This is a genomic window from Bartonella raoultii (assembly GCF_019659805.1).
Taxonomy (GTDB): Bacteria; Pseudomonadota; Alphaproteobacteria; order Rhizobiales; family Rhizobiaceae; genus Bartonella; species Bartonella raoultii.
Map to the genome: position 1 here is coordinate 84,826 of NZ_JAIFRO010000002.1, position 25,305 is coordinate 110,130.

General features: G+C 37.6%; 25 protein-coding genes, 1 tRNA gene and 1 pseudogene. 15 read left to right on the forward strand and 12 right to left on the reverse strand.

What is annotated here, in order from left to right; all coding sequences use genetic code 11:
- Nucleotides 1-44: 44 nt before the first annotated feature.
- Nucleotides 45-893, reverse strand: coding sequence for a 2,3,4,5-tetrahydropyridine-2,6-dicarboxylate N-succinyltransferase (gene dapD, locus K3248_RS01755; RefSeq protein ID WP_220716651.1), 849 nt, complete (start codon nucleotides 891-893; stop codon nucleotides 45-47).
- A 105-nt stretch (nucleotides 894-998) separates the two neighbouring features.
- On the opposite strand from dapD, the gene K3248_RS01760 reads away from it, so the two are divergent.
- Nucleotides 999-1,862 (forward strand): LOG family protein, encoded by an 864-nt coding sequence (locus K3248_RS01760; protein ID WP_220716652.1) that lies wholly within the window; start codon nucleotides 999-1,001, stop codon nucleotides 1,860-1,862.
- Between the two features lie 31 nt (nucleotides 1,863-1,893).
- Here K3248_RS01760 and truA read toward each other — a convergent pair whose 3' ends face one another.
- The 3 genes from truA to def are packed head-to-tail and all read right to left on the reverse strand — an operon-like array spanning nucleotide 1,894 to nucleotide 4,098.
- On the reverse strand, nucleotides 1,894-2,637 hold the full coding sequence (gene truA, locus K3248_RS01765; RefSeq protein WP_220716653.1) for a tRNA pseudouridine(38-40) synthase TruA: 744 nt from the start codon (nucleotides 2,635-2,637) through the stop codon (nucleotides 1,894-1,896).
- A 1-nt stretch (nucleotide 2,638) separates the two neighbouring features.
- Nucleotides 2,639-3,568 carry a methionyl-tRNA formyltransferase gene (fmt, locus tag K3248_RS01770; RefSeq protein ID WP_220716654.1) on the reverse strand — a complete coding sequence of 310 codons (930 nt, stop codon included), beginning with the start codon at nucleotides 3,566-3,568 and terminating at the stop codon, nucleotides 2,639-2,641.
- The gene (gene def / locus K3248_RS01775; RefSeq protein WP_220716655.1) at nucleotides 3,568-4,098 is read right to left on the reverse strand and encodes a peptide deformylase; all 531 of its coding nucleotides are present in this window, start codon (nucleotides 4,096-4,098) and stop codon (nucleotides 3,568-3,570) included. Before def ends, fmt begins: the two co-directional genes overlap by 1 nt.
- Nucleotides 4,099-4,188: 90 nt before the next feature.
- Between def and K3248_RS01780 the strand changes: the two genes are divergently transcribed.
- Nucleotides 4,189-5,373: a DNA recombination protein RmuC gene (locus tag K3248_RS01780; RefSeq protein ID WP_220716656.1), complete on the forward strand. Its 1,185-nt coding sequence runs from the start codon at nucleotides 4,189-4,191 to the stop codon at nucleotides 5,371-5,373.
- 107 nt (nucleotides 5,374-5,480) lie between these two features.
- The gene (locus K3248_RS01785) at nucleotides 5,481-6,068 is read left to right on the forward strand and encodes a transglycosylase SLT domain-containing protein (protein ID WP_220716657.1); all 588 of its coding nucleotides are present in this window, start codon (nucleotides 5,481-5,483) and stop codon (nucleotides 6,066-6,068) included.
- A 417-nt stretch (nucleotides 6,069-6,485) separates the two neighbouring features.
- Here K3248_RS01785 and K3248_RS01790 read toward each other — a convergent pair whose 3' ends face one another.
- A complete protein-coding gene (locus tag K3248_RS01790) occupies nucleotides 6,486-6,737 on the reverse strand; it encodes a BQ00720 family protein (RefSeq protein WP_220716658.1) in 252 nt (83 codons plus the stop codon).
- A gap of 26 nt (nucleotides 6,738-6,763) precedes the next feature.
- Nucleotides 6,764-7,195 (reverse strand): Hsp20 family protein, encoded by a 432-nt coding sequence (locus tag K3248_RS01795; RefSeq protein ID WP_220716659.1) that lies wholly within the window; start codon nucleotides 7,193-7,195, stop codon nucleotides 6,764-6,766.
- Between the two features lie 118 nt (nucleotides 7,196-7,313).
- Between K3248_RS01795 and nth the strand changes: the two genes are divergently transcribed.
- The 10 genes from nth (at nucleotide 7,314) to K3248_RS01845 (ending at nucleotide 17,044) form a co-directional block, all read left to right on the forward strand.
- Entirely contained in the window at nucleotides 7,314-8,054 is a 741-nt protein-coding gene (nth, locus tag K3248_RS01800) for an endonuclease III (protein ID WP_220716660.1), read from the forward strand.
- Between the two features lie 170 nt (nucleotides 8,055-8,224).
- A complete protein-coding gene (rpmI, locus tag K3248_RS01805; protein WP_220716661.1) occupies nucleotides 8,225-8,428 on the forward strand; it encodes a 50S ribosomal protein L35 in 204 nt (67 codons plus the stop codon).
- 33 nt (nucleotides 8,429-8,461) lie between these two features.
- Nucleotides 8,462-8,863 carry a 50S ribosomal protein L20 gene (gene rplT / locus K3248_RS01810; RefSeq protein ID WP_220716662.1) on the forward strand — a complete coding sequence of 134 codons (402 nt, stop codon included), beginning with the start codon at nucleotides 8,462-8,464 and terminating at the stop codon, nucleotides 8,861-8,863.
- 94 nt (nucleotides 8,864-8,957) lie between these two features.
- On the forward strand, nucleotides 8,958-10,043 hold the full coding sequence (gene pheS / locus K3248_RS01815) for a phenylalanine--tRNA ligase subunit alpha (RefSeq protein ID WP_220716663.1): 1,086 nt from the start codon (nucleotides 8,958-8,960) through the stop codon (nucleotides 10,041-10,043).
- Between the two features lie 31 nt (nucleotides 10,044-10,074).
- On the forward strand, nucleotides 10,075-12,489 hold the full coding sequence (pheT, locus tag K3248_RS01820; protein ID WP_220716664.1) for a phenylalanine--tRNA ligase subunit beta: 2,415 nt from the start codon (nucleotides 10,075-10,077) through the stop codon (nucleotides 12,487-12,489).
- 290 nt (nucleotides 12,490-12,779) lie between these two features.
- Nucleotides 12,780-13,688: a metal ABC transporter substrate-binding protein gene (locus K3248_RS01825; RefSeq protein ID WP_220716665.1), complete on the forward strand. Its 909-nt coding sequence runs from the start codon at nucleotides 12,780-12,782 to the stop codon at nucleotides 13,686-13,688.
- A complete protein-coding gene (locus K3248_RS01830) occupies nucleotides 13,685-14,515 on the forward strand; it encodes a manganese/iron ABC transporter ATP-binding protein (RefSeq protein WP_220716666.1) in 831 nt (276 codons plus the stop codon). Before K3248_RS01825 ends, K3248_RS01830 begins: the two co-directional genes overlap by 4 nt.
- Nucleotides 14,512-15,378: a metal ABC transporter permease gene (locus K3248_RS01835; protein WP_220716667.1), complete on the forward strand. Its 867-nt coding sequence runs from the start codon at nucleotides 14,512-14,514 to the stop codon at nucleotides 15,376-15,378. Before K3248_RS01830 ends, K3248_RS01835 begins: the two co-directional genes overlap by 4 nt.
- Entirely contained in the window at nucleotides 15,375-16,280 is a 906-nt protein-coding gene (locus K3248_RS01840) for a metal ABC transporter permease (RefSeq protein WP_220716668.1), read from the forward strand. Before K3248_RS01835 ends, K3248_RS01840 begins: the two co-directional genes overlap by 4 nt.
- A 377-nt stretch (nucleotides 16,281-16,657) precedes the next feature.
- Complete coding sequence (locus K3248_RS01845; protein ID WP_220716669.1) at nucleotides 16,658-17,044, forward strand: YbaN family protein; 387 nt, start codon at nucleotides 16,658-16,660, stop codon at nucleotides 17,042-17,044.
- Nucleotides 17,045-17,371: 327 nt separating this feature from the next.
- On the opposite strand, the gene pncB is transcribed toward K3248_RS01845, so the two are convergent.
- From pncB to aroA, 6 genes and pseudogenes are all read right to left on the reverse strand, one after another.
- On the reverse strand, nucleotides 17,372-18,682 hold the full coding sequence (pncB, locus tag K3248_RS01850; protein WP_220716670.1) for a nicotinate phosphoribosyltransferase: 1,311 nt from the start codon (nucleotides 18,680-18,682) through the stop codon (nucleotides 17,372-17,374).
- Between the two features lie 349 nt (nucleotides 18,683-19,031).
- Nucleotides 19,032-19,202: a hypothetical protein gene (locus K3248_RS01855; RefSeq protein WP_220716671.1), complete on the reverse strand. Its 171-nt coding sequence runs from the start codon at nucleotides 19,200-19,202 to the stop codon at nucleotides 19,032-19,034.
- Nucleotides 19,200-20,385 (reverse strand): annotated as a pseudogene (locus tag K3248_RS08590) (protein ndvB); the annotation flags it as partial. The pseudogene K3248_RS08590 and the gene K3248_RS01855, both read right to left, overlap by 3 nt.
- A 238-nt stretch (nucleotides 20,386-20,623) precedes the next feature.
- A complete protein-coding gene (gene rpsA / locus K3248_RS01865) occupies nucleotides 20,624-22,324 on the reverse strand; it encodes a 30S ribosomal protein S1 (RefSeq protein ID WP_220716673.1) in 1,701 nt (566 codons plus the stop codon).
- Between the two features lie 135 nt (nucleotides 22,325-22,459).
- Nucleotides 22,460-23,107, reverse strand: a complete 648-nt coding sequence (cmk, locus tag K3248_RS01870) for a (d)CMP kinase (RefSeq protein ID WP_220716674.1) — start codon at nucleotides 23,105-23,107, stop codon at nucleotides 22,460-22,462.
- Nucleotides 23,104-24,432: a 3-phosphoshikimate 1-carboxyvinyltransferase gene (gene aroA / locus K3248_RS01875; RefSeq protein ID WP_220716675.1), complete on the reverse strand. Its 1,329-nt coding sequence runs from the start codon at nucleotides 24,430-24,432 to the stop codon at nucleotides 23,104-23,106. The genes cmk and aroA overlap by 4 nt, the downstream gene beginning before the upstream one ends.
- 176 nt (nucleotides 24,433-24,608) lie before the next feature.
- On the opposite strand from aroA, the gene K3248_RS01880 reads away from it, so the two are divergent.
- Nucleotides 24,609-24,992, forward strand: coding sequence for a TIGR02300 family protein (locus K3248_RS01880; protein ID WP_220716676.1), 384 nt, complete (start codon nucleotides 24,609-24,611; stop codon nucleotides 24,990-24,992).
- Between the two features lie 123 nt (nucleotides 24,993-25,115).
- Nucleotides 25,116-25,191: transfer RNA gene (locus K3248_RS01885), tRNA-Ala, on the forward strand.
- Nucleotides 25,192-25,305 lie beyond the last annotated feature (114 nt).

Genomic DNA, 25,305 nt, shown 5'->3' on the forward strand with positions numbered 1-25,305 from the left:
TTTGCATTTTTTGTTTATGCGTTAGCGTTTTTAAAAAGTGTGTTCTAGTCACGCAAAAGATCATTAATGGATGTTTTTTCTCGTGTTTTTTGATCAACACGTTTTACTATAACAGCACAGTAAAGGCTTGGTCCTACTAAACCGTTTGGGAGTGGTTTTCCAGGAAGTGAACCCGGTACAACAACACTATAGGCGGGAACTTCTCCTATAAAAATCTCTCCTGTTGTACGATCAATGATCTTTGTCGATTTTCCAATAAAAACCCCCATCCCTAAGACAGCACCTTCACGAATAATACAGCCTTCAACGATTTCAGATCGCGCTCCGATAAAGCAATGATCTTCAATAATTGTTGGGTTTGCTTGTAATGGTTCTAAAACACCTCCAATGCCAACGCCACCAGAAAGATGAACATGTTTACCAATTTGTGCACAGGAGCCAACAGTTGTCCATGTATCCACCATTGTTCCCTCATCGATAAAGGCACCAAGATTTACAAAGGATGGCATTAAGATAACGTTGGGTGCAATATAGGCAGAATGACGCACAATTGCTCCAGGAACGGAACGAAAATTTGTTTTTTTAAAATCAGTTTCTTGCCAACCAGAAAATTTTGGAGGAACTTTATCCCACCAATATGTTCCATTAATTCCACCAGTAATCATTTGCATAGGGTTGAGTCGAAAAGAGAGTAGAACAGCTTTTTTCAACCACTGATGAACATACCATTGTCCATTTTTTTTACGTTCCGCTACACGGATTTCACCTTTATCAAGAAGATTTAATATATGTTCAACACTGTCACGAATTTCACCTTTTGTGCTAGTATTGATAGAATCGCGGTCATCAAATGCTTTTTCAATAATGATTTCGAATTGTGAAAGATTGGTCATAACAAGAATTCCGTTAAATAAGTTGAAAGCTTCAAGATTTATTCTTTATGACCTACGCGAAGAAATATCTCCAGTCAATAAAACGATGAGAAAGTAGGATACTGTATGAAAAAAGGCTATAAAGTAAAAAAAGAAGAAGAACAAAAGAATTGGACACCATTTTTTCAGGTAAAAGATACTTTAAAACAGGGATATAAAGTTTCTGATTCAGCCCAGATACATTCGTCCGCTTATCGTTTGGCTTATATGGATCAAGAGTTTATGATGCGTCCAGAGCTACGCTCACAACGTATAGGTCTTGAATTTTTAAAGCCAGAAATAATACTTAAAGAATATGATATCCAATCAACAGTTGTTTTATTTGGTGGTGCACGTATTCCTGAATCTGGGCAAGTAGCGTGGGCAGCAAAAAATGAAATACAAAAGAAAAATTTGCAGGCTATGTCACCTTATTATGATATGGCAAGAGAATTTGCACGTTTATGTTCATGCTATTCTGCTACGACTGAATATCGTGAATTTGTTGTTGTCACAGGGGGAGGGCCGGGGATAATGGAAGCAGGAAATCGTGGTGCTTGTGATGTTGGAGCGCCCACGATTGGTTTGAATATTATTTTACCCCATGAGCAAGAGCCTAATTCTTATGTAACACCACATTTATGCTTTAATTTTCATTATTTAGGAATGCGCAAAATGCATTTTCTTATGCGCGCGAAGGCATTAGCTGTTTTTCCTGGAGGGTTTGGAACTCTTGATGAATTATTTGAAGCATTAACGTTAATGCAAACGGAGCGTATAAAACAGATTCCGATCTTACTATTTGGCAAAGAGTTTTGGAACAATGCCATCAATTTTGAGCATCTGTCTGCACAAGGTACAATTTCTCCCTCAGATATTGATTTGATAAAATTTGTTAATACAGCAGCAGAAGCTTTTGAAGAAATTCGTTCTTTTTATGGGCTTCCTTAGTGTTTTTGAAGAATGTATTTGTGTGAATGCGTTAATATTCCACTTTGGTTAAATAAAGTCCTGAAGATGGTGCAACAACACCGCAACGTGTACGATCTTTAGCATGAAGAGCGGCTTCAAGATCTTGCGCTGTCCAGCGCCCGATGCCAACTTCCATGAGGCTCCCCGCAAATGAACGAATTTGACGGTGAAGAAAAGAGCGTGCTTGCGCATAGAGAAAAATTTCTTCTCCTTCCCTTTTCACATCAAGGCGTTCAAGAGTACGAATAGGGCTTTTGGCTTGGCAATGGACTGAGCGAAAAGTGGTAAAATCATGTTTTCCTACAAGTTTTTGCGCTGCTTCATGCATAGCTTCGGCATTGAGGAGTTTTGGTATCCACCATACACGTTTAGCATTTAGGGCTGGTGGAGAGCGACGATTGAGAATTTTAAAGAGATAATGACGTCTTATAGCAGAAAATCGCGCATCAAAGTCATCTGAAACGTTTTCCACATTTAAGATAGAAATATCTTCCTTCTGTTTGCGTAAATAAGCATTAAGCGCATCGCATACCGTATGCGTGTGCCAGTTTTTTATAAAATCGACATGCGCTACTTGTCCAGTAGCATGTACACCTGCATCTGTTCGGCCAGCTGTCGTGATGGTCAATTGTTGTCCAGTAAAATGAAAAATTGCCTGTTCAAGCGCTCCTTGTATGGTATGAAGCTTTGTTTGGCGTTGCCAGCCAGCATAATTTGAGCCATCATATTCGAGGGTAAGTTTAAACCGCGGCATATCAAAAAACAGCAGAAATACGGGCGCCTCGCAAAAATGTTGCGCACTCAAGAGCTTTACCGCCAGATCTTTGCAGATGCGTTATTTCAAGACGCCCTTGTCCACAATGAATAATTAAAGAATCTGGTTCTATGTGACCAATTTCAAGAGAAGGACCCGCTTTTAAACAACTTCCAAGAATTTTGACGCGTTCTTCTTTATCCGCAATCTTCATGTTACACCAACAACCAGGAGAGGGAGAAAGCGCACAGATATGCCTGTGAATCAGTTCTGCAGGCATTGTCCAATCAATACGGGTTTCTTCTTTTGTAATTTTGGCTGCATAGGTTACGCCTTGTTCTGATTGTGGGATAAATTTTAGTTGTCCTTTTTCAAGAGCTGATAGAGCTTCTATTATAAGTTCCGCACCGATATGTGAAAGTTTGTTTGAAAGCGCAGCAGTAGAGGTGTTATTTGTGATAGGAATGGAGCGAGAAAAAGCAATAGGTCCTGTATCAAGTCCTTCATCCATTTTCATAATCGTCATTCCAGTTTCTTTATCACCTGCCATAATTGCACGTTGAATAGGTGCAGCACCACGCCAACGTGGCAAGAGTGAAGCATGGGCATTAAAGCAACCAAAGCGTGGTGTTTCAAGAATAGTTTTTGGTAAGAGAAGCCCATAGGCAACAACAACAGCGGCATCAATAGAAAGTGCTGCAAATTGCTCTTGCTGTTCGGCTGTTTTAAGTGTTTGGGGTGTGAATATAGGAAGAGATTTTTCTTGCGCTGCATTTTGAACAGGTGAAGGAACCAATTTAAGTCCACGACGCCCTGCAGGACGAGGAGGTTGGCTATAAACAGCAACGATATCATGCCCTGCTTCCAATAAAGCATGTAAAATGGGAACAGAAAAATCAGGCGTTCCCATAAAACTTAATCGTAATGCCATTACAAAATTGCTTCCTGTACTTTTTTTTCTTTTGCACGTTTTTTAAATTTCCGTATCACCATATCACGTTTGACTTTTGAAATGTAATCAATAAAAAGGCGACCATTTAAATGATCGATTTCATGTTGTAAGCAAGTAGCTAGAAGATCATCTGCTTCAATTTCTATCTGTTTTCCTTCGCGATCTTGATAGCGGACACGAAGGCTTTTAGGGCGTTCAACTTCCGCATAATATTCAGGAATAGACAGACAACCTTCTTTATAAATACTGTGTTCATCTGAAAGCGACAAAATCTCTGGATTGATAATAACAAATGGATCTTTTTTTGTGTCATTTTGAGAGACATCTATAACCAACATACGTATTGGTACACCAATTTGAATAGCGGCAAGACCAATGCCTTTGGCATGGTACATAGTCTCCAGCATATCATCAATGAGCTTTTGGAGCGCTGAATCAATATGCTCGATAGGTTTGGATATTTCCCGTAAAATTGGATCAGGTAAAATAACTAAGGGTCTCATTGACATATGTACAGATTAATCAATAGTTTAATATCGGTCAATATTGAATAACGGATTCTTATACTTTTTTACGATAAGAGCGTTATATTACTTTTCATGTTTGATTCGTTTTTTTCTTTTATGTTCATGGATGGGACTTTTGTGCAACCGATAGTTCTCCTTTTCCTTCTATTCATTTTTTTCGCATTTTTTATGTTGATATATTCTCATAGAAAAAAAGTCCTTTTAGAAAAGGAAACTGGTGAACGCGCCCGTGAAGTACAAATGCAAATGGCTACATTGCTAAAAACACAAGCTGAAATGCAAGGGCGGATGCAAACGATGGCAGAAATTTTTGGTCAAAGGCAGGCTGAATTGAATAAGTCACTCAGTGAGCAACTCAATGGTATGACAACAAGTTTAGGCAAAACGCTTCAAGTACAGACAAAGTCTACATATGAAAATTTAAATCGTTTACAAGAACGTCTAGCGGTGATTGATGCGGCACAAAATAATATTCAATCGCTCACAGGGCAGGTTGTTCAGTTGCAGGCCATTTTAAACAATAAGCAAACACGTGGGACTTTTGGTCAAGGGCGCATGGAGGCAATTATTGCTGATGCTTTACCAGCAAATTCTTATGTTTTTCAGGCAGTTCTTTCAAATGGTAAGCGTCCAGATTGTCTCATTCATATGCCGAATAAAGCGCCTTCTCTTGTCATTGATGCTAAATTTCCTTTAGAAGCTTGGAATGCTATGCGTAAAGCAACAGCAGCACAAGAGCGTCAGGAAGCAGAACGTCAGTTTCGTACTGATATGGAAGTACATATTCGTGACATCGCACAAAAATATTTGATTGCTGGAGAAACGCATGACACTGCTTTTCTTTTTGTACCATCAGAATCGATTTTTGCAACAATTTATGAAGATTTTGAACCTTTAGTCCAAAAAGCCAATCGGGCACATGTCATTATTGTTTCGCCATCTTTGTTAATGTTATCTGTTCAGGTTGTACAAACGATTATGAAAGATGCACGGATGCGTGAACAAGCGCATTTGATTCAGTCGGAAGTAGCAAAATTGATGGAAGATTTTGGGCGAATGGATACACGTGTTCGTGCATTACAAAAGCATTTTTATAAAGCTGGGGAAGATATAGAAGGGATTTTAATATCATCTTCTAAAATTATGAAAAGAGCTAATCGTATTGAAACTTTCGAATTAAAAGAGAAAAATTCTCATCCAGAAAAAATGACAACACCACTTCAATCACAAAAAATGCATTTGGTTGAGGAAGAATAAAGTAAGTCTTTTAGTCGTCATAAGTTTTGTGTATATCCTTTATGGATTGGTAATAGTTTTTTATTATCTGTACTTTACTTTATTCTCTAATGAGAGGAAGAAAAGATATGCGGCACCTTTTGTTTTTAGGGGCAGTGGTGTTTCTGTTGGGGGGCTGTGCAACAAGCTCTCGTATCTATACGAACAATGCTTGCGTTATTTTGGCCCAAAAAAATGGTTTTTTTGATAATTGGGGAAAGGCTTCTAAAAGAGCAGAAATGCACTATGGAATTCCTATGTCTATTATTCTTGCAACCATTAAGTCGGAATCAGATTTTCGTTACAATGCACGTCCTCCACGAAAAAAATTGCTTGGTTTTATTCCATGGAAACGTCGGTCGACAGCCTATGGTTATTCCCAAGCACTTGACAGCACATGGGCAATGTATCTCCGCTCTACAGGAAAGACTTTTGCGCGGCGAACCAATTTTGCAGATGCCGCAGATTTTATTGGTTGGTACCATCGCCAAACTGTGCAACGCAATGGTGTAAAATTTAATGATGCTTATAGACTGTATTTAAACTATCATATGGGGCATGGTGGTTATGCACGTAGTAAAGGATATATAAACAATGCACTGGCACAAAAAGCGCAACGTATGGCAGATCTATCGAGACTTTATGAACAACAATTACAGACATGTGGATGGCGTTAAAGAGACTTATCAAGATTTCTAATATAGAAATTGGATTGGTTATGAGATAAATTTAAATAGAGCATCTCATACAGTTTGAATGCGTAAGTCTGATTTTTGATTGCCTCATTAAGGTCATGAGAGATAGAATTTTGGTATAGATTCGTATCACGTAAAGAATGTTTTATAACAGCTTTGATGAAAAAGAATGTTAAAGTTAAGAGATACCAAATTTAAGATAAAAGCAAGATAAAGAAACAAATATTGTTCCCTAACAGATTCATGGCAATAAGAGTAAAGCCAAAGGCAACCGTATTTTTTTAATGGGAAACAGTTATAAAAATCTAAAAACGAAATTACTCCTCCTTCTTTTACCTAGAGAGGAAAATGCTAGATTATGCTTTTACAAAAAGGTTTTTGTCATTTTTAAAAAGCAATTTAATGTAGAGTTACGATTTGTAGTTCATGTTCATTAGCTCCAGCAAGAGCGATAGAGCGCTCATCGGATAAAATAATAGGATAACCTGTCTCAGCAAAGAGGGCCCATATTGTAATGCCTGGGGTCATTGGCGGAAGATCTGGAAAATTTTTAGCCAAGTCATCTGTACAAACTTTTTTTAAATAAGCAATTTGCCCCACATCAGAGGAGGATACATCTTGCAACGATAAGTTTTGTTTATGCTCTCCCATTTTACTGTTCCTTTACGCTTTAACTTTTATAACTCATCACTACTTACATTGATAGGAATATGCTTTGTTTGTTTTTTTGATTTTGGTTGGTATAGATTAATAGATAAAAGACCATTTTTCAACTCAGCATTTGTAACATGCATTCCCTCAGCAAGAACAAAAATACGTTGAAACTGACGTGCAGCTATACCGCGATATAAATATTGGTGGTTTTGATTGTCTGTTTGCTTACCATAAATGATCAATTGATTATCATCTAGTAAAATACTGAGGTTATCAACTTTAAATCCAGCAACAGCCAAAGTTATGCGTATATGGTTTGCATCATCACTCTTATGTAAACGTTCAATATTATAAGCTGGATAAGCTTCATCAGCTTTACCAATACGTCGCAATGTTTTTTCTACTGTTTCAAATCCTAAAAGAAAAGGATTGGAGAAAGGCGTCGCATGTGTCATTGTACATATCCTCTTCAAAGCGACTTGACTTGATCAAACTTAAAAAAGCGTCTGTTGTACTTCTCTCATATGGCAAGCGTGAATGATAACTTCAAGAGAGAAAATACAAGAGAGTTCAATGGCTCAAAAAACAATAAAATTGTCAAAGGCGCAACAATCTTCAGAAACATTGTATAGCAAAAAGGAAATTGCGGAAATATTTCGCCGTTTTTCTGTTCAACGCCCAACACCTAAGAGTGATCTTATTTATACAAATGTTTTCACTCTTTTGATTGCTGTTGTTCTTTCGGCGCAAGCGACAGATACAAGCGTTAATAAAGCGACAAAAGAATTATTTCGCTTTGCTGATAATCCGGAAAAGATGGTTGCATTGGGGGAAGAAGAGATAGCACATCATATTCGTACGATTGGTCTTTGGCGTGCAAAAGCGCGTAATGTTTATGCACTTTGTAACTGTTTGATTGATCACTATGATGGTCAAGTTCCTAATAATCGTGAAGCTCTTATGGCACTTCCTGGTGTAGGACGTAAAACAGCTAATGTTATTTTGAATGTTGCTTTTGGACAGCCTACATTGGCGGTAGACACACATATTTTTCGTCTTGGTAACCGTCTTGGTTTAGCACCTGGCAAAACACCAGATATTGTTGAAGAAAAGTTGCTAAAGATTATACCTGTCCGTTATCTTCATCATGCGCATCATTGGCTTATTTTACATGGGCGTTATATTTGTCAAGCGCGTAAAGCACAATGTACACAATGTATCATTGCTGATTTATGTAAAGCAGCAATGAAAACAAATGCTATTCCAGCACCGTTGGTTGAAGTTCAAGGTAACGGTGCTCCGATATTTTTTTGATATGGTCTTGCTATTTTGTGTATACTAGCTTATGAAAGCGCTGTTGAACCGTCCGGCAGGGCATGCCGTGGCTGTTTAAATGCTTATTCAGGCATTGGTCCGCCTGAGTGAAGAGGTTTTTATACTGAATCGAAGGTCCATTTGAAAATATTAATGTATGGAGTAGCAAAATGCCCAAGATGAAGACCAAATCATCCGCTAAGAAGCGTTTTAAAATCACTGCGTTAGGCAAAGTTAAAGTAGCAGCTGCAGGTAAGCGACACGGCATGATTAAACGTTCGAATAAATTTATTCGTGATGCGCGTGGAACAATGGTTTTGAGTGAACAAGATGCTAAGAAAGTTATTCAGCATTATTTGCCGAATGGTTCTTAAACCTTACGCTTTTGATTTTAAGGAGATTATTATATGGCACGTGTCAAAAGAGGTGTGACAGCGCACGCTAAACATAAAAAAGTTCTCAAACAGGCAGAAGGTTTTTACGGTCGGCGTAAGAATACCATTCGTACTGCTAAGATAGCGGTTGATCGTTCAAAGCAGTATGCTTATCGTGATCGCAAGAATAGGAAACGTACTTTCCGTGCTTTGTGGATTCAGAGAATTAATGCTGCTGTTCGTGCAGAAGGTTTAACCTATGGGCGCTTTATTGATGGCTTGTCAAAAGCAGGTATTGAGGTTGATCGTAAAGTTCTTTCAGATATAGCAATTCATGAGGCTGAAGCGTTTTCTGCTTTGGTTTCCTCTGCAAAGAAAGCTTTAGAGTATTTGAAGGATACAACGCCTAATGCTTTTGAAGGTGCTGTCAAATAAGCCAGTCGTGTTCTCTTAAAATATTCATTGATTCGAGGTCCCGTGCTGGTTATGACGAGTGCGGGATTTTTGTATTAAAAAAATAGGCACAAAGATGAGTGATATTGAGCGTCTGGAACAAGAAATTTGCTCGGCTTTAGAAGCAGCGAGTGATGAACAGGCACTTGAAACAGTGCGTATTGCGGCATTGGGCAAAAAAGGTAGTATTTCTGAAAAATTAAAAGCATTAGGGAATATGGACGCTGAAGAGCGGCAAAAAATTGGGCCTGTTCTTAATGGATTAAAAAATCGCATTTTAGAATTATGGGCACAAAAGCGTGACCTGCTAAAGCGCCAAGCAATGGATGCACGTCTTTCTCGTGAAAAAGTTGATATCACTTTACCTATTCGTTCTTCGCCTGTGGAACGGGGACGTATTCATCCTATCTCACAGGTCATTGAGGAAATTATAGCCATTTATACAAAAATGGGTTTCACTCTTGCAGAGGGTCCAGATATCGAAACGGATTATTATAATTTTACGGCATTGAACTTTCCTGAAGGGCATCCTGCGCGTGAAATGCATGATACTTTCTTTTTCGATGTTGATAAAACAGGAGAACGAAAGTTATTACGTACCCATACATCTCCTGTGCAAATCCGTACGATGGAAAAGCAGAAAGCTCCGATACGTATCATTATTCCTGGAAAAACATATCGGATGGATTCGGATTCAACACATTCGCCTATGTTTCATCAGGTAGAAGGTCTTGTTATTGATAAAACTTCCACCATTGCACATATGATGTGGCTTCATGAGACTTTTTGTAAAGCCTTTTTTGAAGTACCCTCTGTAAAGATGCGTTTTCGGCCTTCTTTCTTTCCTTTTACTGAACCCTCTATGGAAGTGGATATTCAATGTGATCGCTCTGGTTTAGAAGTTAAGTTTGGGGAAGGAAAGGATTGGCTGGAAATTTTAGGATGTGGAATGGTGCATCCTCATGTTTTGAAAAATGTTGGTTTAGATCCTGATGAGTATCAGGGATTTGCATGGGGAATGGGCATTGATCGTATTGCTATGTTGAAATATGGGATGCCTGATTTACGGGCTTTTTTTGATGCTGATCTGCGTTGGTTGGACCATTATGGTTTTCGTTGTTTTGATATGCCTGCTTTTTTCTCTGATTTAAGAAATAGGTGATCTTATCATAGCTTTGATGTGAGGTTTTAAAATGAAATTTACATTGTCTTGGTTAAAAGATCACCTAGAAACAGACGCGTCGTTGCAGGAAATTTGTGAAAAGCTAACGGCTATAGGTCTTGAGGTTGATCATATTGATGACCGTTCTTCTTTAAAAGCTTTTGTCATTGCAAAAGTTTTAACAGCAAAAAAACATCCAGATGCAGATAAACTTCAGATTTTATCGATAGATACTGGAACTGGTACACCGGTACAAGTTATTTGTGGGGCTCCAAATGCGCGTGCTGGACTTGTTGGTGTTCTTGCTTTACCAGGCACCTATGTGCCAGGACTTGATGTGACGCTATCAGTAGGTAAAATTCGTGGTGTTGAGAGTTTTGGAATGATGTGTTCATGGGGTGAGCTTGAATTATCAAATGAACATGATGGGATTATCGAGCTTCCAGACAACGCACCTATTGGAGAGTCATTTGCGGTTTACGCTGGTTTAGATGATCCAGTTATTGATATTGGTTTGACTCCTAATCGTTCTGATTGCGCAGGTGTTCGTGGTATTGCCCGTGATCTTGCTGCTGCTGGAATGGGAAAATTCAAAGCGTTATCCTTACCACAATTGGAGACGAGCTTTGAAACATCGCTAGATGTTTCTTTAAGCTTTTCGCAAAATACAGCCTTATGTTTAGGTTTTTCTTGGCGTGAAGTATGTAATGTTCAAAACAGTGCATCACCGCAATGGATGCAACAGCGTTTGAATGCAATAGGTTTAAGACCGATTAATGCGCTGGTTGATATAACCAATTACATCAGTTTTGATCTTGGTCGTCCACTTCATGTTTTTGATGCTGATAAGATTAAAGGCAATTTATGTGTACGTTGTGCTTATGAAGGTGAGCAGCTTCAGGCACTTAATGGTAAAACCTATAATTTGAGTGTTGAAGATTGTATCATTGCAGATGAAGAGGGGGTTGTTTCTATTGCTGGTATTATGGGGGGTGAAAGAACAAGCTGTGATGCGATGACACGACGTGTTATTATTGAGTCAGCACTTTGGGATGCGCAAAGTATTGCGCAGACAGGACGTACATTAGGTCTTATTAGTGATGCACGCTATCGGTTTGAACGGGGTGTTGACCCAGCTTTTATGGAAACGGGACTTGAAATTGCAACAGAATTAGCCTTACGTTTTTGTGGTGGTAAAGTATCTAAGAAGAGGGTTGTTGGTTATCAACAACCAGAAATCAAACAAATTGCTTTTCCTTTTTCTGAAATTAAACGTTTAACTCATTTGCAAATAGAGCGTGAACAAATCATAACTATTTTAACAAAGCTTGGATTTTGCGTTGAAGGAAAAGACGATGTGGTGATGGTTAAAGTTCCAACATGGCGCCCTGATATTTCTTATAAAACTGATTTAGTGGAAGAGGTGATGAGGATTTACGGACTCGATAAAATTACACCCATGCCATTGGAAAATTTTACAGAGAACACAAGTCCAAATTTAACAGTTTTGCAATTTCGTGCGCGTATTGCACGTTTGGCTTTAGCACATCGTGGTATGAAGGAAGCAGTGACTTGGTCTTTTATTTCTGAAAAACAAGCTCTGGCTTTTGGAGGTGGTCAAGCGCAACTTAAATTAGTCAATCCTATAGCAGCGGATATGTCCGTTATGCGTCCTTCTCTTTTGCCTGGTTTATTAGCGGCAGCACAGCGAAATGCGGATCGTGGTTTTCCAGATCTTGCTTTGTTTGAAGTTGCCGATATCTATGAGGATGATACACCTGATAAGCAACACCGTGTTGCAAGTGGGATTCGCCGTGGAACAGAACGATTTGAAGGTGTGGGGCGTTTTTGGGATGGGAATACAAAAGAAGTTGATGTTTTTGATGCAAAGGCAGATGCTTTTGCTATTTTAGATGCATGCGGTATAGATATTAGCAAGGTGCAAATTGAGATTGGAGCACCTAGTTGGTATCACCCTGGTCGTTCAGGGGTTATGAAGCTTGGATCAAAGATTATCCTTGGTTTTTTTGGCGTTCTTCATCCTGCTACATTAGAAAGGCTAGATGTCAGTGGCCCTTTATGCGGTTTTGAAGTGTTTTTAGATCAGATTCCAGTCTCCAAGAAAAAAATAACCAAAAGCCGTTCTCCTTTAAAATTATCACCTTTTCAAATGGTCCGGCGTGATTTTGCATTTATCGTTGATAAAACGGTTGCGTCTTCTCTTATTGTTCGTGCTGCAAGTGGAGCAGATAAAAAGCTTATTCATTCCGTACAGGTTTTTGATATTTTTGAAGATTCAAACCTTGGAGAAGATAAAAAATCTATTGCAATTGAAATTGCTATTCAGCCTATTGAACGGACTTTAACAGATAAAGAGCTGGAAGAAATTTCTTCAAAGGTAGTCAAAAATGTTACGCAAACAACCGGTGCATATCTTCGTTGTTGAGTGTATTTTGTCAAGTACTATGACTATTAAAAATTTAAATATATAAAGTTTAAGAGGAAGCAGTGTGGATTGCTTTTTTTAAAGCATTTAAGATTTCTCATTTTTTAAAAAAGATGTTCATTTCAAAATGAGATTTTTTCTTAACACACCAGATCTTTCTTAGAGAGAGAAAGATTGTTTTGAAATTACCTTTAAAATTTATTTTTTGTAAAAATCCTTCATTGCAAATAAAAAAGATAACTGTTATTTGTAAGTGATAATGCAAATCATTGGCAATAAAGAGAGAGTTAATGAACATAAAAAAATTGCTTATTATAGTCTTCACGAGTGTTATTTTTTTTACTCCAAATTTAGCTTTATGTGCTGGTAAATTTAAAGCTGTTACAACATTCACAATTATTGCTGATATGGCGCGAAATGTTGCAGGTGATGCTGCTGATGTTGAATCCATTACAAAGCCGGGTGCAGAAATTCACGAATATCAGCCAACGCCTCGCGATCTTATGCGTGCACAAGGTGCAAATCTTGTATTATGGAATGGGTTAGGGTTAGAGCTTTGGTTTGAAAAGTTTTTTCAAACTATAAAAGATGTTCCAAGTGTTGTTGTTTCAAAAGGTGTTGTACCAATTACAATTGGTGAAGGCCCTTTTAGTGGTAAGCCCAATCCCCATGCGTGGATGTCACCAACTTCTGCTTTAATTTACGTCGATAATATTCGCGATGCTTTTATAAAATACGATCCTGCAAACGCTAGCATTTATAAAGAAAATGCTGAAATTTATAAACAAAAAATTCGTGCAACCATTGACCCTATTAGAGCTGAATTAGCGGCTGTACCGCAAGATAAGCGTTGGCTCGTAACCAGTGAAGGTGCATTCAGTTATTTGGCGCGTGATTTTGATCTGAAAGAACTTTATTTATGGCCAATTAATGCTGATCAACAAGGGACGCCGCAGCAGGTTAAACATGTTATTGATATGGTTCGTAAATACAATATCCAAGCCGTTTTTTCTGAGAGCACTATTTCTCCTGCACCTGCAAAACAGGTTGCTAGGGAAACAGGCGCTAAATATGGTGGTGTTCTTTATGTGGATTCTCTAAGTGAGAAAAATGGTGAGGTACCAACCTACATTGATTTATTACGTGTCACAAGCAAACGTATTAGCGATGCCTTATTAGAGGGAGTAAAAAACCAATGATGGAATCTGGAATATTTGCCCAAGGGGTAACAGTAACATATCGTAATGGACATACAGCTTTACGTGAAGTGAACTTTGAAAGTCCAACAGGTTCTATTACGGCATTGGTTGGTGTAAATGGATCAGGAAAGTCGACATTATTCAAAGCAATTATGGGATTTGTACGCCCCTCAAAAGGAAAAATTCGCATATTTAATTTACCTGTTGAAGTCGCCTTGAAACAAAATCTCATTGCTTATGTTCCTCAAAGTGAAGAGGTTGATTGGAATTTTCCTGTTCTGGTTGAAGATGTTGTTTTAATGGGGCGTTATGGCCACATGAATTTTTTTCGCTATGCGCGAACACGAGATTATGAAGCTGTTCGTGTTGCATTAGAACGTGTTGATATGCTGGCGTTTGCTAAGCGCCAAATTGGTGAACTTTCTGGTGGCCAGAAAAAGCGCGTTTTTTTAGCACGTGCTCTTGCACAGCAGGCAAAAGCTATTTTACTAGATGAGCCGTTTACAGGTGTTGATGTGACAACAGAAGATAAAATCATCGCTTTGTTGCAAGATTTGCGTAAAGAGGGTGCTGTGATTTTAGTTTCTACACACAATTTAGGCTCTATTCGTGAATTTTGTGATCACACAGTTTTAATAAAGGGGACAGTTTTAGCTTCTGGATTAACAGAAACAGTCTTTACAAAGAAAAATCTTGAAAAAACTTTTGGTGGTGCTTTGCACCATCATATTTTTGATCTTCAAGGTATACAAAAGAATACTCTTTTCACACAAAATGAGCCATCTTCCATGCGTGAAAATATCCAAAAAGTGGAGCATGTTGCATGATTGATTGGCTGCTTGAACCATTAAGTTACCAATATATGGTAAATGCGATGTGGGTTTCCGGACTAGTTGGGTGTGTTTGTGCCTTTCTTTCTGCTTTCTTGATGTTAAAAGGGTGGTCATTGATTGGTGATGCGCTTTCCCATTCAATTGTTCCTGGAGTAGCAGGGGCTTATCTTTTGGAATTACCTTTTTCTCTTGGAGCTTTTTTTTCTGGTGGGCTTGCAGCAGCAGCAATGCTCTTTTTAAATCATCGGACAAAGCTGAAAGAAGATACCATTATTGGCCTCATTTTTTCTTCTTTTTTTGCTTTTGGATTGTTTCTAAAATCATTAAAACCGATGGCTGTTAATATTGATACTATTGTTTTGGGAAATATTTTAGCAGTCAGTTCATCAGATATTATACAATTGGCTTTTATTGGTTTTGTTTCTTTGTTCATATTGTTATTAAAATGGAAAGATCTTCTTGTTTCTTTATTTGATGAAACGCATGCACGTGCTATTGGATTAAACGTAAAGTTCTTGAAGGTTCTCTTTTTCACATTACTTGCTGCTTGTACTGTTGCTGCTATGCAAACAGTTGGAGCATTTTTGGTTATTTGTCTTGTCGTAACGCCAGGAGCAACAGCTTATCTTTTAAGTGATCGTTTTGTAAATGTTTTAATTATTGCTATTATAATTGGAACATTTACGAGCATATTCGGTGTTTATGTAAGTTACTTTTTGAATGCGCAGACGGGTGGTGTCGTGGTGCTTTTTCAAGCATTTTTGTTTATTCTAGCATTTATTTTTGCCCCTAAGCATGGTTTTATTGCGGCGCGTTTACGTATAAAAGCAGCAAAAAAAGGTATGGTAATATCATGATTGACCAATTACTTCTTCCTTTTCAATTTTCTTTTATGTTGAAAGGTATGCTTATTGTCATGATCCTTTCTATTCCAATGGCGATGCTTTCTTGTTTTCTCATTTTAAAAGGATGGGCCTTGTTAGGTGATGCCATTTCTCATGCGGTGTTTCCTGGTGTTGTTGTGGGCTATATGACAACGCCGTGGGTGATAGCATTTTTGACTTCTTTGCCATTTGCTTGGTTTCAAAATATGCGCTCGGCTAATATTACTATGGCTTTAATTACTTGCGGCGCTTTTGTTGCCGGTATGGTTTGCGCCCTTGCAACAGGTTTTTTAGGGAGCAATAGCCGGATTAAACAGGATACGGTGATGGGAGTTGTTTTTTCATCTATGTTTGGCTTAGGGCTTGTATTAGCAACATCTATTTATAGTAGCTTAGATTTGAACCATATCCTTTTCGGTAATCTTTTGGGTGTGAACTGGCTTGATATTACGCAAACTGCAATCATTTCTTGCATTGTCACTTTTATTTTAGGGGCAAAATGGCGCGATTTTATGTTGTATATTTTTGATTCTGTTCAAGGTCGTGCAATGGGATTACGAATCTCGATGCTTCATTACATCCTTTTAACGATGATTTCTCTTACAATTGTTGCAGCTTTAAAAGCTATTGGTATTGTTTTAGTGATTTCTTTGTTAATCGCACCGGGAGCAATTGCTTATCTTATAACGAAACGATTTTCTTTTATGTTGGTGATTGCTATGCTTGTTGCAGCTCTTTCTGGTTTTTTAGGAATTTATTTAAGCTTATTTATAGGATCTGATTCTGCTTCTACGATTGTATTAATTCTAACATTAATCTTTATAACCATTTTTTTATTGATGTTTTTTCGTCGACCAACGATGCAGGAAATTTAAGCATAGTTCATTTCTGCATATCAGCCATGCATTTTTGTGTATTGTCTCTTATTCCTGTTTTAATTAAAAAATAAAGCGCTAGATTGTTTTTCCTCCTAATATCTAGCAAGTGGATGCAGTGTGTATTCTCCCCCCAGAGCTGCATTCGTAACTAAGAGGCTGCATTGATTCAGTTCTGCAGCCTTTTTATTTTTTATATTCTAAAAAGTTTATTCTGATTTCTTGAAAACTTTGAGATAATTATCATATTCCATAGGCTGTTTTGTATTTTAGCAGAGATTATCACAGGATAATATATTTATGAATAGAGTGATTGTGCACTAAAACAGTATAAGAAGAAAAAATGTCGTTTTCATAAAGGAAAATAGTACGAACAAATGCAAAAAGACTTTAAAACATATTACCCTTTACGTGTTTTTACTTCTATAGTGGGATGGGTAATGATTATATTGGCTATTATCGGTATCGTATTACCTATTATGCCAACAGTGCCTTTTTTGTTAGTTGCTTCATGGTGTTTTACACGTTCTTCACCACGTTTTCATCGTTGGTTGCATAATCATCGCGTTTTTGGTCCCCCTATTAAACAGTGGGAAGAAAAGAGAGCTATTTCCACATTTGTTAAAGTTTTTGCAGTGATGAGTATGGCAGGTGGTTTTTTATCTTTTTGGGTAATGTTACATCCTACTTTGTGGCTATCTTTATCAGTGATGATGATTTTGCTTTTGATTGCTCTTTATATTGTGACGCGTCCATCTGCATAATGATAGAAATAAAAGGTTTATGAGCCAAATATGTTAGTGTTTTAAAATTGTTTACAAAGATTTTTCTCTCTCATGTTGAGAGATAAGAGAGACTCACTAAAAGAATAATTTTTTTGAAAGCACTTGATTGTGTAGAAGAATATATTGATAAAATCATTTTATATGCAAAGAAAATTGTATAGGAATCCTTTAATAAAAAGTGCATAAAGTCGCTTTGGAGAGCGATGTAAAGCGCTTTCAGAAAAAAATTATTATATTAACTTATTGATAGCTGATAATGCGTTCTATAGCCGTTTGTTTTTAATTTTAGACAGATGAATTTAGAATTTAGGTTTTTATAGATCTAGCTATCTGTTTTTCATTTTTATTGCCAAAGAAATTGAGATAACGTTGTATTTCTTGCGGATCACCGATAGTTTTTTCAGGATTATCAGAAAGTTTTACGGCAGGTCTACCATTGGCATGCGTTACTTTACAAACAAGGGAAAGCGCATCAAAAGATATCATTTCTTGGGGAGAACAGCCTGCAAAGTCATTTGTTAAATCTGTTCCCCAGCCAAATCCCATACGCACTTTCCCATGGAAATGGTGATAGGTTTTTTCAATGGTATTAACATCAAGTGCATCAGAAAAAATCAATAATTTCTCATGTGGATCTTTTCCTTTTTCTTTCCACCATTCTATAATACGTTCGCCACCTTCAATAGGTGGAGCACTATCGGGCCTGAAACCCGTCCAATCAGCCACCCAATCTGGTGCGCTATGTAAGAATGCTTCTGTGCCAAAGGTATCAGGCAAGACAATGAGAAGATTTCCACCATAATAACGGTTCCAGTCTTGCAAGACTTTATAGGGTGCTCTACGTAAATCGTCATCGTTTTCGGCAAGAGCAGCAATGACCATAGGCAGTTCATGAGCATTGGTTCCAAGAGCTTCTAAATCTGTATCCATGGCAAGAAGAACATTGGAAGTCCCAGTAAAAGAATCACCAATGCCTTCTTTTAATGCTTCAACACACCAGCGCTGCCATAAAAAAGAATGACGGCGTCTTGTGCCAAAGTCAGATATTTTAATATCAGATAATTTTTTAAGGCGTTCCACTTTACTCCACATTTTTGCTTTAGCACGTGCATAGAGTATATCAAGAGCAAAGCGATCTAATTTTTTCATAGCAGCACGTGAGCGTAATTCACTAATAATGGCAAGGACAGGAATTTCCCACATAGAGCTATTAGCCCATGGACCATGGAAATGAAGAATATATTGACCATCTTTGCGGGTGAGTTCATATTCTGGTAATTGAAAATTCTCAAGCCAATGAAGAAAATCTGGTTCGAAAATTTGTTTACGTCCATAAAATGTATTACCAGCCAGCCAGATCATTTCCTTTTTTGTAAAGCGCAAACTGAGGGTGTGATCAAGTTGAGCACGCAACTCGCCTTCATCAATCTCATCGGCAAGACGTATTGTTTTGGTACGGTTTATAAGGGAAAAAGTAACATTGACATCAGGGTAAAGTCCCCAAATCATCTGCACCATAAGAAGTTTGTAAAAATCCGTATCGAGAAGTGAACGAATAATGGGATCAAGTTTCCAGGTATGGTTGTAAACACGTCTTGCAATATCTGGGTGATTCATGATCCCTTTTCTTTCAGTTTTATAAAATTTAAAATGATTGTATAGCAAAATAAATCCATATAGGAACTATAACAACTCTAAGGTTTTGGGCAAGAATAAAAAACCTTTTATTGTTCTGCGTGTTTAAGATTTCAGTATCTGTATGATTTTATGGTGACTTGTTTTTTCTAGCTTTATTCCTGCATGAATATCGACATATTTTTTACCATTAACACAGAGTATATTTTCATTTCCTCATTTCATTTTAATAGTATAAATAGCATTAGAATATTTTATTTTCGCTTCATATTGGGGACAAAAGGAAGGCAAATTGGGATATAAAAATAATTGGTTAGCTTGAAGATAAATTTCAAGAAGAGTTTTTATTGTAGTACGGTAAAACCAACCCGCTAAGCCTCGTATACCATGTCCAACCACCTTGTCTACAGTGCGGTTGAACGGCATAAATATCTACTGCCATGACATAAGATTCAACACGATAAGTTGTGGGGTTTTGTCCCTGTATAATTGGGTTAATCATAGAAAACAAAAGCGCAAGCGTTAAAAAAGAGACGGGAATTGCAATGCTTCTTATTTTTGAACAACAGAAATATCGTATCCATTTGATAAATAAAGGTGGGGTATAATTATAGGCTTTTTCAAAATTATAACGTCCATCATTGATAAGATACTACTCAACAGAGGATTAGTTGTAATGATCAGTCTCTTTAGGGGTTGCATTTGCCATTTCTGTAGCTTTGCATGCAACTTCTAATTCATTTTTTTCGATTACTTGTCGATAGATATTACGTGATTGAGAATCAATTTTGGAAAAATCACTTTTTGCACGTAAGATAGTATCGACAGAACTGACAGTTTTAAACCATGCTGTCCAATCAATATCATCTACAGCCTTAAGAGCAATGTATAATATTATCCGTGGTCACATCATCTGCTGCTTGGCGTGTATGTTCATCAGCTGTTGCAATTTCTAGACCACTGCCTTGGCTTTTTAATTGTTTTTCAAGTCAGTTTAATGCTGTTGTTGAATCGATAGATGCACAGCATAAACGATAGAATAAATATGCTGAAAAAGTTGAATCAATAGTGAAGGGTTCGTATCGTGCAAAAAGAGAGTGTAATTTTGTTTCATTTTCTGCAAGGAAAATTTTATGAGCAAGATGATGCATATACCGTACTTTTTCAAGATGTACTGAAAGACGACGAATATTTTCAATAAAGAAGCATTTATAGAACAGAAGATGGTGCTCATAACGCACCGATTTTAAAAGCACATACTTTTTGAAATTCATTGATAATGGCAGTGAGTGTGCTTCTATTTGTATGTGCAATATAAAGCCAAGCTAAAACAAAATACGTGGTATATCTGCTTTTCGTTGATAAAGGGGGAGTTGTTTTATGAAGGAGTGAGATAAGCTGTGCTATAACTGTTGTATGGTTTTATCGTTGTGAATAGCCATATCACTGGTATGAAAGGCACGAAGGATAAGCTTAGCATTTTCGTTTAATCTTCTGTAAAAATTATTTTCTCCTTTATATTTAGGAAGGAAGATTTATTTTTGAGAGGCTATCTCATAACCCAATTTATAAAGATCTTCCTGTAGCTTATAAATTGAACGCATTGGAAAATCAGTTTTATTGAGATGATGATTTCCTATTCGCTTTGAAAAAAAATACGTTATGAAAGATATTGTGAATGCCATAATATTTTATACGATTCAAAGTATGTCACTTTTTCTCTTTGAGAGAGTATGAGTATTTTATTATAATCATTAATATGAACAGTTTATAAAAAATAACAAATTTTTTGTTTTACTGTAAGAATAGTTGCAATTTTTGATGAGACAATAGAAAAAGCAAGTATATAACGTCCTTTAAAACAAAAAAGGTCGCTCGAATATGAGCGACCTTCTATGAAACAATTGTTGTAACAAGAGTATATTAATCTTGTTCTTGCTTTTTCAAAGCTGCGCCGAGAATATCACCAAGAGAAGCACCTGAATCTGTAGAACCATACTGTGCAACAGCTTCTTTTTCTTCTGCGATTTCTAAGGCTTTGATAGACACTGAAATTTTACGTGTTTTCTTGTCAAATGCTGTGATACGGGCATCAACTTTTTGACCAATTGCAAAACGTTCAGGACGCTGCTCATCACGATCACGCGCAAGATCAGCACGACGAATGGTTGTTTCAAGATTATGATCAATTAATTTCACATCAATGTCATTATCATTCACAGCAGTTACTTCACATGTTACGACAGCGCCTTTACGAAGCTCACCTGAAGCTGCTGCTTCTCCAACTTTATCACTGGAAAGTTGCTTAATCCCAAGAGAGATACGCTCTTTTTCAACATCAACATCAAGAACTATGGCTTTAACAATATCTCCTTTATTATAAGTATCAATGACTTGTTCACCAGGACGATTCCAATCAAGATCAGAAAGATGGACCATACCGTCTACATCGCCTTCAAGTCCAATAAAGAGACCAAATTCCGTTTTATTTTTGACTTCTCCTTCAATTTGTGAATTGACAGGATATTTATTGGCAAAAGCAATCCATGGGTTTTCAAATGTCTGCTTTAAGCCAAGAGAGATCCGTCGTTTAGAAGGATCAATTTCAAGAACAACCACTTCCACTTCTTGTGATGTAGATAAAATTTTTCCTGGATGAACATTTTTCTTTGTCCAACTCATTTCAGAAACGTGGATAAGTCCTTCGATTCCTGGTTCAATTTCCACAAAACCACCGTAATCAGTAATGTTGGTAACAGCTCCAGTAATTTTTTTACCTATTGGATATTTAGCACTAATGCTTTCCCAAGGGTCATTTTCAAGTTGCTTCATTCCAAGAGAGATACGGTGTGTATCTTGATTAATGCGAATAATTTGTACTTTAATCGGTTGACCAATTGTAAGGATTTCAGATGGATGGTTAACACGCCGCCAAGCAATATCTGTAACGTGTAAGAGACCATCAATTCCACCAAGATCAACAAAGGCGCCATAATCCGTAATATTTTTAACAACACCCTCAACAATTTGGTTTTCTTCAAGATTTTGAACAATTTCTGAACGTTGTTCAGCACGACTTTCTTCTAATACAGTACGACGAGAGACAACAATATTGCCACGACGGCGATCCATTTTTAGAATTTCAAAGGATTGTGCGTTATGCATAAGAGGTGAAACATCACGAATAGGACGAATATCGACTTGGCTGCGAGGTAAGAAAGCGACAGCGCCATCGAGATCAACTGTAAATCCTCCTTTTACTTGGCTGAAGATAATCCCATCAACACGTGCACCTGCATTAAATTTTTCCTCCAAACGGATCCAACTTTCTTCACGGCGTGCTTTTTCACGCGATAGAACGGCTTCACCCATCGCATTTTCAATGCGCTCGATATAAACTTCAACTTCATCACCAGCTCGCAAGGAACCGTCTTTTCCTTTTGCTCCAAATTCTTTGAGTGGAATACGTCCTTCGACTTTTAGTCCAGCATCAATAATAGCCATGTCTTTTTCGATTGCAATGACACGACCTTTAACAACGGATCCTTCATTAAGATCATTTGTTTGGAAGGATTCTGCCAAAAGGGCTTCGAAATCCGCTGTTGTGGGATTGTATTGTGACATAAGAACTCCTAATACATACCTTATATGATAAAAGGTATTAGCGCTAGGTTAGTGTTAACTTTGGGCAACTTCCTGCCTTTTTCCTTGAATACAGGAAGAAAAATTAGCGCATGGCCGGAAATCACCTTCACGATTTCATCCAATTATACGCGCTTTTATGATAGGATCAATAAAAGCGCATGCAATTGCAAATGTTGCTTCTATACTCAATTCTGACGTATCAAGCAAGTGGGCGTTTTTTGCAGGCCTTAAAGGGCTTTGTTTACGTGTTGTATCACGGCTGTCACGCTGTTCAAGATCATCAAGGATTTTTTTATAATCTACCTGAATACCTGTTTTTAAAATTTCTTGATAGCGACGTTTTGCGCGTGTTTGAACATTAGCTATAATGTAAAGTTTAATATCTGCATTCGGGCAAACGACCGTACCAATATCACGTCCATCAAGTACACTTCCAGGCAAAATTTTAGCGAAGTTGCGTTGTTTTGCAACAAGAATTTTACGTATAGCAGGGTTAATGGCTATTTTTGAAGCGGCTTCACCAAGCTCATGAGAAGAGAGAAAAGCTGGATTTAAGGTATGAAAATCAAGTTCTTTGGCATAAGCAATAGCACTTTTTTCATCATCGAGAGCTAATTTTTGTTGTAAAAGCGCGTAAGCAACGCCACGATAAGTAAGACCAGTATCGAGATAATGAAGGTGATAATGCGTTGCAATTTTGCGTGCTAATGTCCCTTTTCCTGAGGCCGCAGGCCCATCAATTGCAATAACAAAAGGTTTCAAGCGATTTTCCCCCCAAGTCGCTGTATAAATGGGATAAATTCTGGAAAGCTTGTCGCGATCATTCGTTTATCATCAATGGTGACAGGTTTTTCTGAAGCAAGTCCAAAAACAAGAAAACACATGGCAATGCGATGATCAAGATGTGTAGTAATATGTCCTCCCCCTAAACCTTTTTCAGAGCCTTTTCCATGAACAATGAGAAAATCTTTTCCCTCTTCACACTCTACAGAGTTCACTTTTAGTCCATGTGCGAGTGCCGCGAGCCGATCTGATTCTTTAACGCGCAATTCTTCAATACCAAGCATAGTGGTTTTTCCTTCAGCAAAAGCTGCTGCTACTGCTAAAGCGGGATATTCATCAATCATGAATGGGGCGCGTTCTTTTGGTACAGTAACGCCTTTTAGCTCTGATGATTTGACGCGTAGATCAGCAATATTTTCACCACCTGTATGGCGTTGATTCAAAAGTTCAATTTGAGCACCCATTTCCCATAATGTTTCGATGAGTCCTATTCGCGTGTTGTTTATAAGAACATTTTCAAGCACGATATTAGAGTCTTTTACAAGAAGAGCTGCGATGATTGGAAAAGCTGCAGAAGAAGGATCTCCTGGGATATATATCGTTTGCCCAGAGAGGTGTGGTTGACCATTGAGATGAATAAAGCATTCTCCTTTTTTATCTTTTTCTATTTCAAGTTTAGCACCAAATGCTTGGAGCATTTTTTCGGTGTGATCTCGTGTAGGAATTGGTTCAATAACAGTTGTTGTTCCAGCGGCATTCAGTCCCGCAAGGAGGAGTGCGGATTTAACTTGAGCAGAAGCCATTGGGATACGATAGCGAATCGGATTAGCCATTTTGGGACCATAAAGCGTTAAAGGAAGATGGTCGCCATGCGTTGTTTCAATTTCGACACCCATAAGACGCAATGGATCAAGAATGCGCCCCATTGGTCGTTTAGAAAGAGAGGCATCTCCAGTAAAAGTTGTTTTCATATGATAAGGTCCCACCATTCCCATAATGAGACGAGCACCTGTCCCAGAATTACCAAAATCTAAAGGTTTTTGTGCAGATAAAAGGCAACCATTACCGGTTCCTCGAATAATCCAAGAGCTCTTTTTTTGAAGAATACAAGCACCCATAGCTTGCATAGCAGCAGCTGTTTTAAGGACATCATCGCTTTCAAGCAGTCCATGAATATGTGTTTCACCATTCGCTAGCCCTCCCAAAATAAGAGAGCGATGGGAGATTGATTTATCTCCAGGTATTTTAATTGTACCAGAAAGATTGGTAGATTGATAAGCGGTTATGGGTATTGCTTTTTGCATGAAAATTCTATCTATATTTTACGAAATTAAATGTCTTTTAGCACATGCTGTAAAAGCCGTCATGAGGAAATCTGCGCAGAACGATGTATTTATCTTTGACAAAGACATTATTTTTCGATTAAGCACCATAAAATTTATTTTTTAATGGAATGATAGTAATCAAAGGGGCATGGTCCATGGCAAAACAAGAACTTGGAACGAAGCGTATTGATCCGGAAACGGGAAAGAAGTTTTATGATCTTAATCGCGACCCTATTGTGTCGCCTTATACAGGAATTTCTTATCCGCGTTCTTACTTTGAGGTTGCGGCAGCTGAAGCAAATAATGAAGAAGAAATTGATACTGAAGAGCTTGATACAGCACTTGAAAAATCTGCTTTTATGCTTCTTGAAGATGATGATGACGATTCTAAGGATGATGATGATCTGCCTGATTTGGAAGATAGTGATGTGGATCTTGGTGATGATGATGACACGTTTTTATCTCATGATGAAGACGATGAGGATGATGACGTTACCGATATTCTTGGAAGTGGTGTTTCTAATGATGATGATGTTTAAAAGCTGTAAAAGAAGTATTCTTTTATTAAATATAAATTCTTCTTGATATTCAGATTTTCTCGTCCTAAAAATCCACTTAAGGCTATTGATTTGTCCTTTTAGGAAAAAGAAGGTCTTTGAATAGGGGCTATAGCTCAGCTGGGAGAGCGCTTGCATGGCATGCAAGAGGTCAGCGGTTCGATCCCGCTTAGCTCCACCAAAAAATAAAAATATTTTTTAAAAAGTACTCAAATCCTATTAGAATAAATAGTTACTATTAAATGTAATGGATATAAAGCTTCAAATTTTGTGTTTCAAATGCCTCAGCATGAGG

What these genes read in the sequence shown, in the direction of transcription:
- dapD (WP_220716651.1), bottom strand. Translation starts at nt 893, where the DNA reads ATGACCAATCTTTCACAATTCGAAATCATTATTGAAAAAGCATTTGAT.
- K3248_RS01760 (WP_220716652.1), top strand. Translation starts at nt 999, where the DNA reads ATGAAAAAAGGCTATAAAGTAAAAAAAGAAGAAGAACAAAAGAATTGG.
- truA (WP_220716653.1), bottom strand. Translation starts at nt 2,637, where the DNA reads ATGCCGCGGTTTAAACTTACCCTCGAATATGATGGCTCAAATTATGCT.
- fmt (WP_220716654.1), bottom strand. Translation starts at nt 3,568, where the DNA reads ATGGCATTACGATTAAGTTTTATGGGAACGCCTGATTTTTCTGTTCCC.
- def (WP_220716655.1), bottom strand. Translation starts at nt 4,098, where the DNA reads ATGTCAATGAGACCCTTAGTTATTTTACCTGATCCAATTTTACGGGAA.
- K3248_RS01780 (WP_220716656.1), top strand. Translation starts at nt 4,189, where the DNA reads ATGTTTGATTCGTTTTTTTCTTTTATGTTCATGGATGGGACTTTTGTG.
- K3248_RS01785 (WP_220716657.1), top strand. Translation starts at nt 5,481, where the DNA reads ATGCGGCACCTTTTGTTTTTAGGGGCAGTGGTGTTTCTGTTGGGGGGC.
- K3248_RS01790 (WP_220716658.1), bottom strand. Translation starts at nt 6,737, where the DNA reads ATGGGAGAGCATAAACAAAACTTATCGTTGCAAGATGTATCCTCCTCT.
- K3248_RS01795 (WP_220716659.1), bottom strand. Translation starts at nt 7,195, where the DNA reads ATGACACATGCGACGCCTTTCTCCAATCCTTTTCTTTTAGGATTTGAA.
- nth (WP_220716660.1), top strand. Translation starts at nt 7,314, where the DNA reads ATGGCTCAAAAAACAATAAAATTGTCAAAGGCGCAACAATCTTCAGAA.
- rpmI (WP_220716661.1), top strand. Translation starts at nt 8,225, where the DNA reads ATGCCCAAGATGAAGACCAAATCATCCGCTAAGAAGCGTTTTAAAATC.
- rplT (WP_220716662.1), top strand. Translation starts at nt 8,462, where the DNA reads ATGGCACGTGTCAAAAGAGGTGTGACAGCGCACGCTAAACATAAAAAA.
- pheS (WP_220716663.1), top strand. Translation starts at nt 8,958, where the DNA reads ATGAGTGATATTGAGCGTCTGGAACAAGAAATTTGCTCGGCTTTAGAA.
- pheT (WP_220716664.1), top strand. Translation starts at nt 10,075, where the DNA reads ATGAAATTTACATTGTCTTGGTTAAAAGATCACCTAGAAACAGACGCG.
- K3248_RS01825 (WP_220716665.1), top strand. Translation starts at nt 12,780, where the DNA reads ATGAACATAAAAAAATTGCTTATTATAGTCTTCACGAGTGTTATTTTT.
- K3248_RS01830 (WP_220716666.1), top strand. Translation starts at nt 13,685, where the DNA reads ATGATGGAATCTGGAATATTTGCCCAAGGGGTAACAGTAACATATCGT.
- K3248_RS01835 (WP_220716667.1), top strand. Translation starts at nt 14,512, where the DNA reads ATGATTGATTGGCTGCTTGAACCATTAAGTTACCAATATATGGTAAAT.
- K3248_RS01840 (WP_220716668.1), top strand. Translation starts at nt 15,375, where the DNA reads ATGATTGACCAATTACTTCTTCCTTTTCAATTTTCTTTTATGTTGAAA.
- K3248_RS01845 (WP_220716669.1), top strand. Translation starts at nt 16,658, where the DNA reads ATGCAAAAAGACTTTAAAACATATTACCCTTTACGTGTTTTTACTTCT.
- pncB (WP_220716670.1), bottom strand. Translation starts at nt 18,682, where the DNA reads ATGAATCACCCAGATATTGCAAGACGTGTTTACAACCATACCTGGAAA.
- K3248_RS01855 (WP_220716671.1), bottom strand. Translation starts at nt 19,202, where the DNA reads ATGATTAACCCAATTATACAGGGACAAAACCCCACAACTTATCGTGTT.
- rpsA (WP_220716673.1), bottom strand. Translation starts at nt 22,324, where the DNA reads ATGTCACAATACAATCCCACAACAGCGGATTTCGAAGCCCTTTTGGCA.
- aroA (WP_220716675.1), bottom strand. Translation starts at nt 24,432, where the DNA reads ATGCAAAAAGCAATACCCATAACCGCTTATCAATCTACCAATCTTTCT.
- K3248_RS01880 (WP_220716676.1), top strand. Translation starts at nt 24,609, where the DNA reads ATGGCAAAACAAGAACTTGGAACGAAGCGTATTGATCCGGAAACGGGA.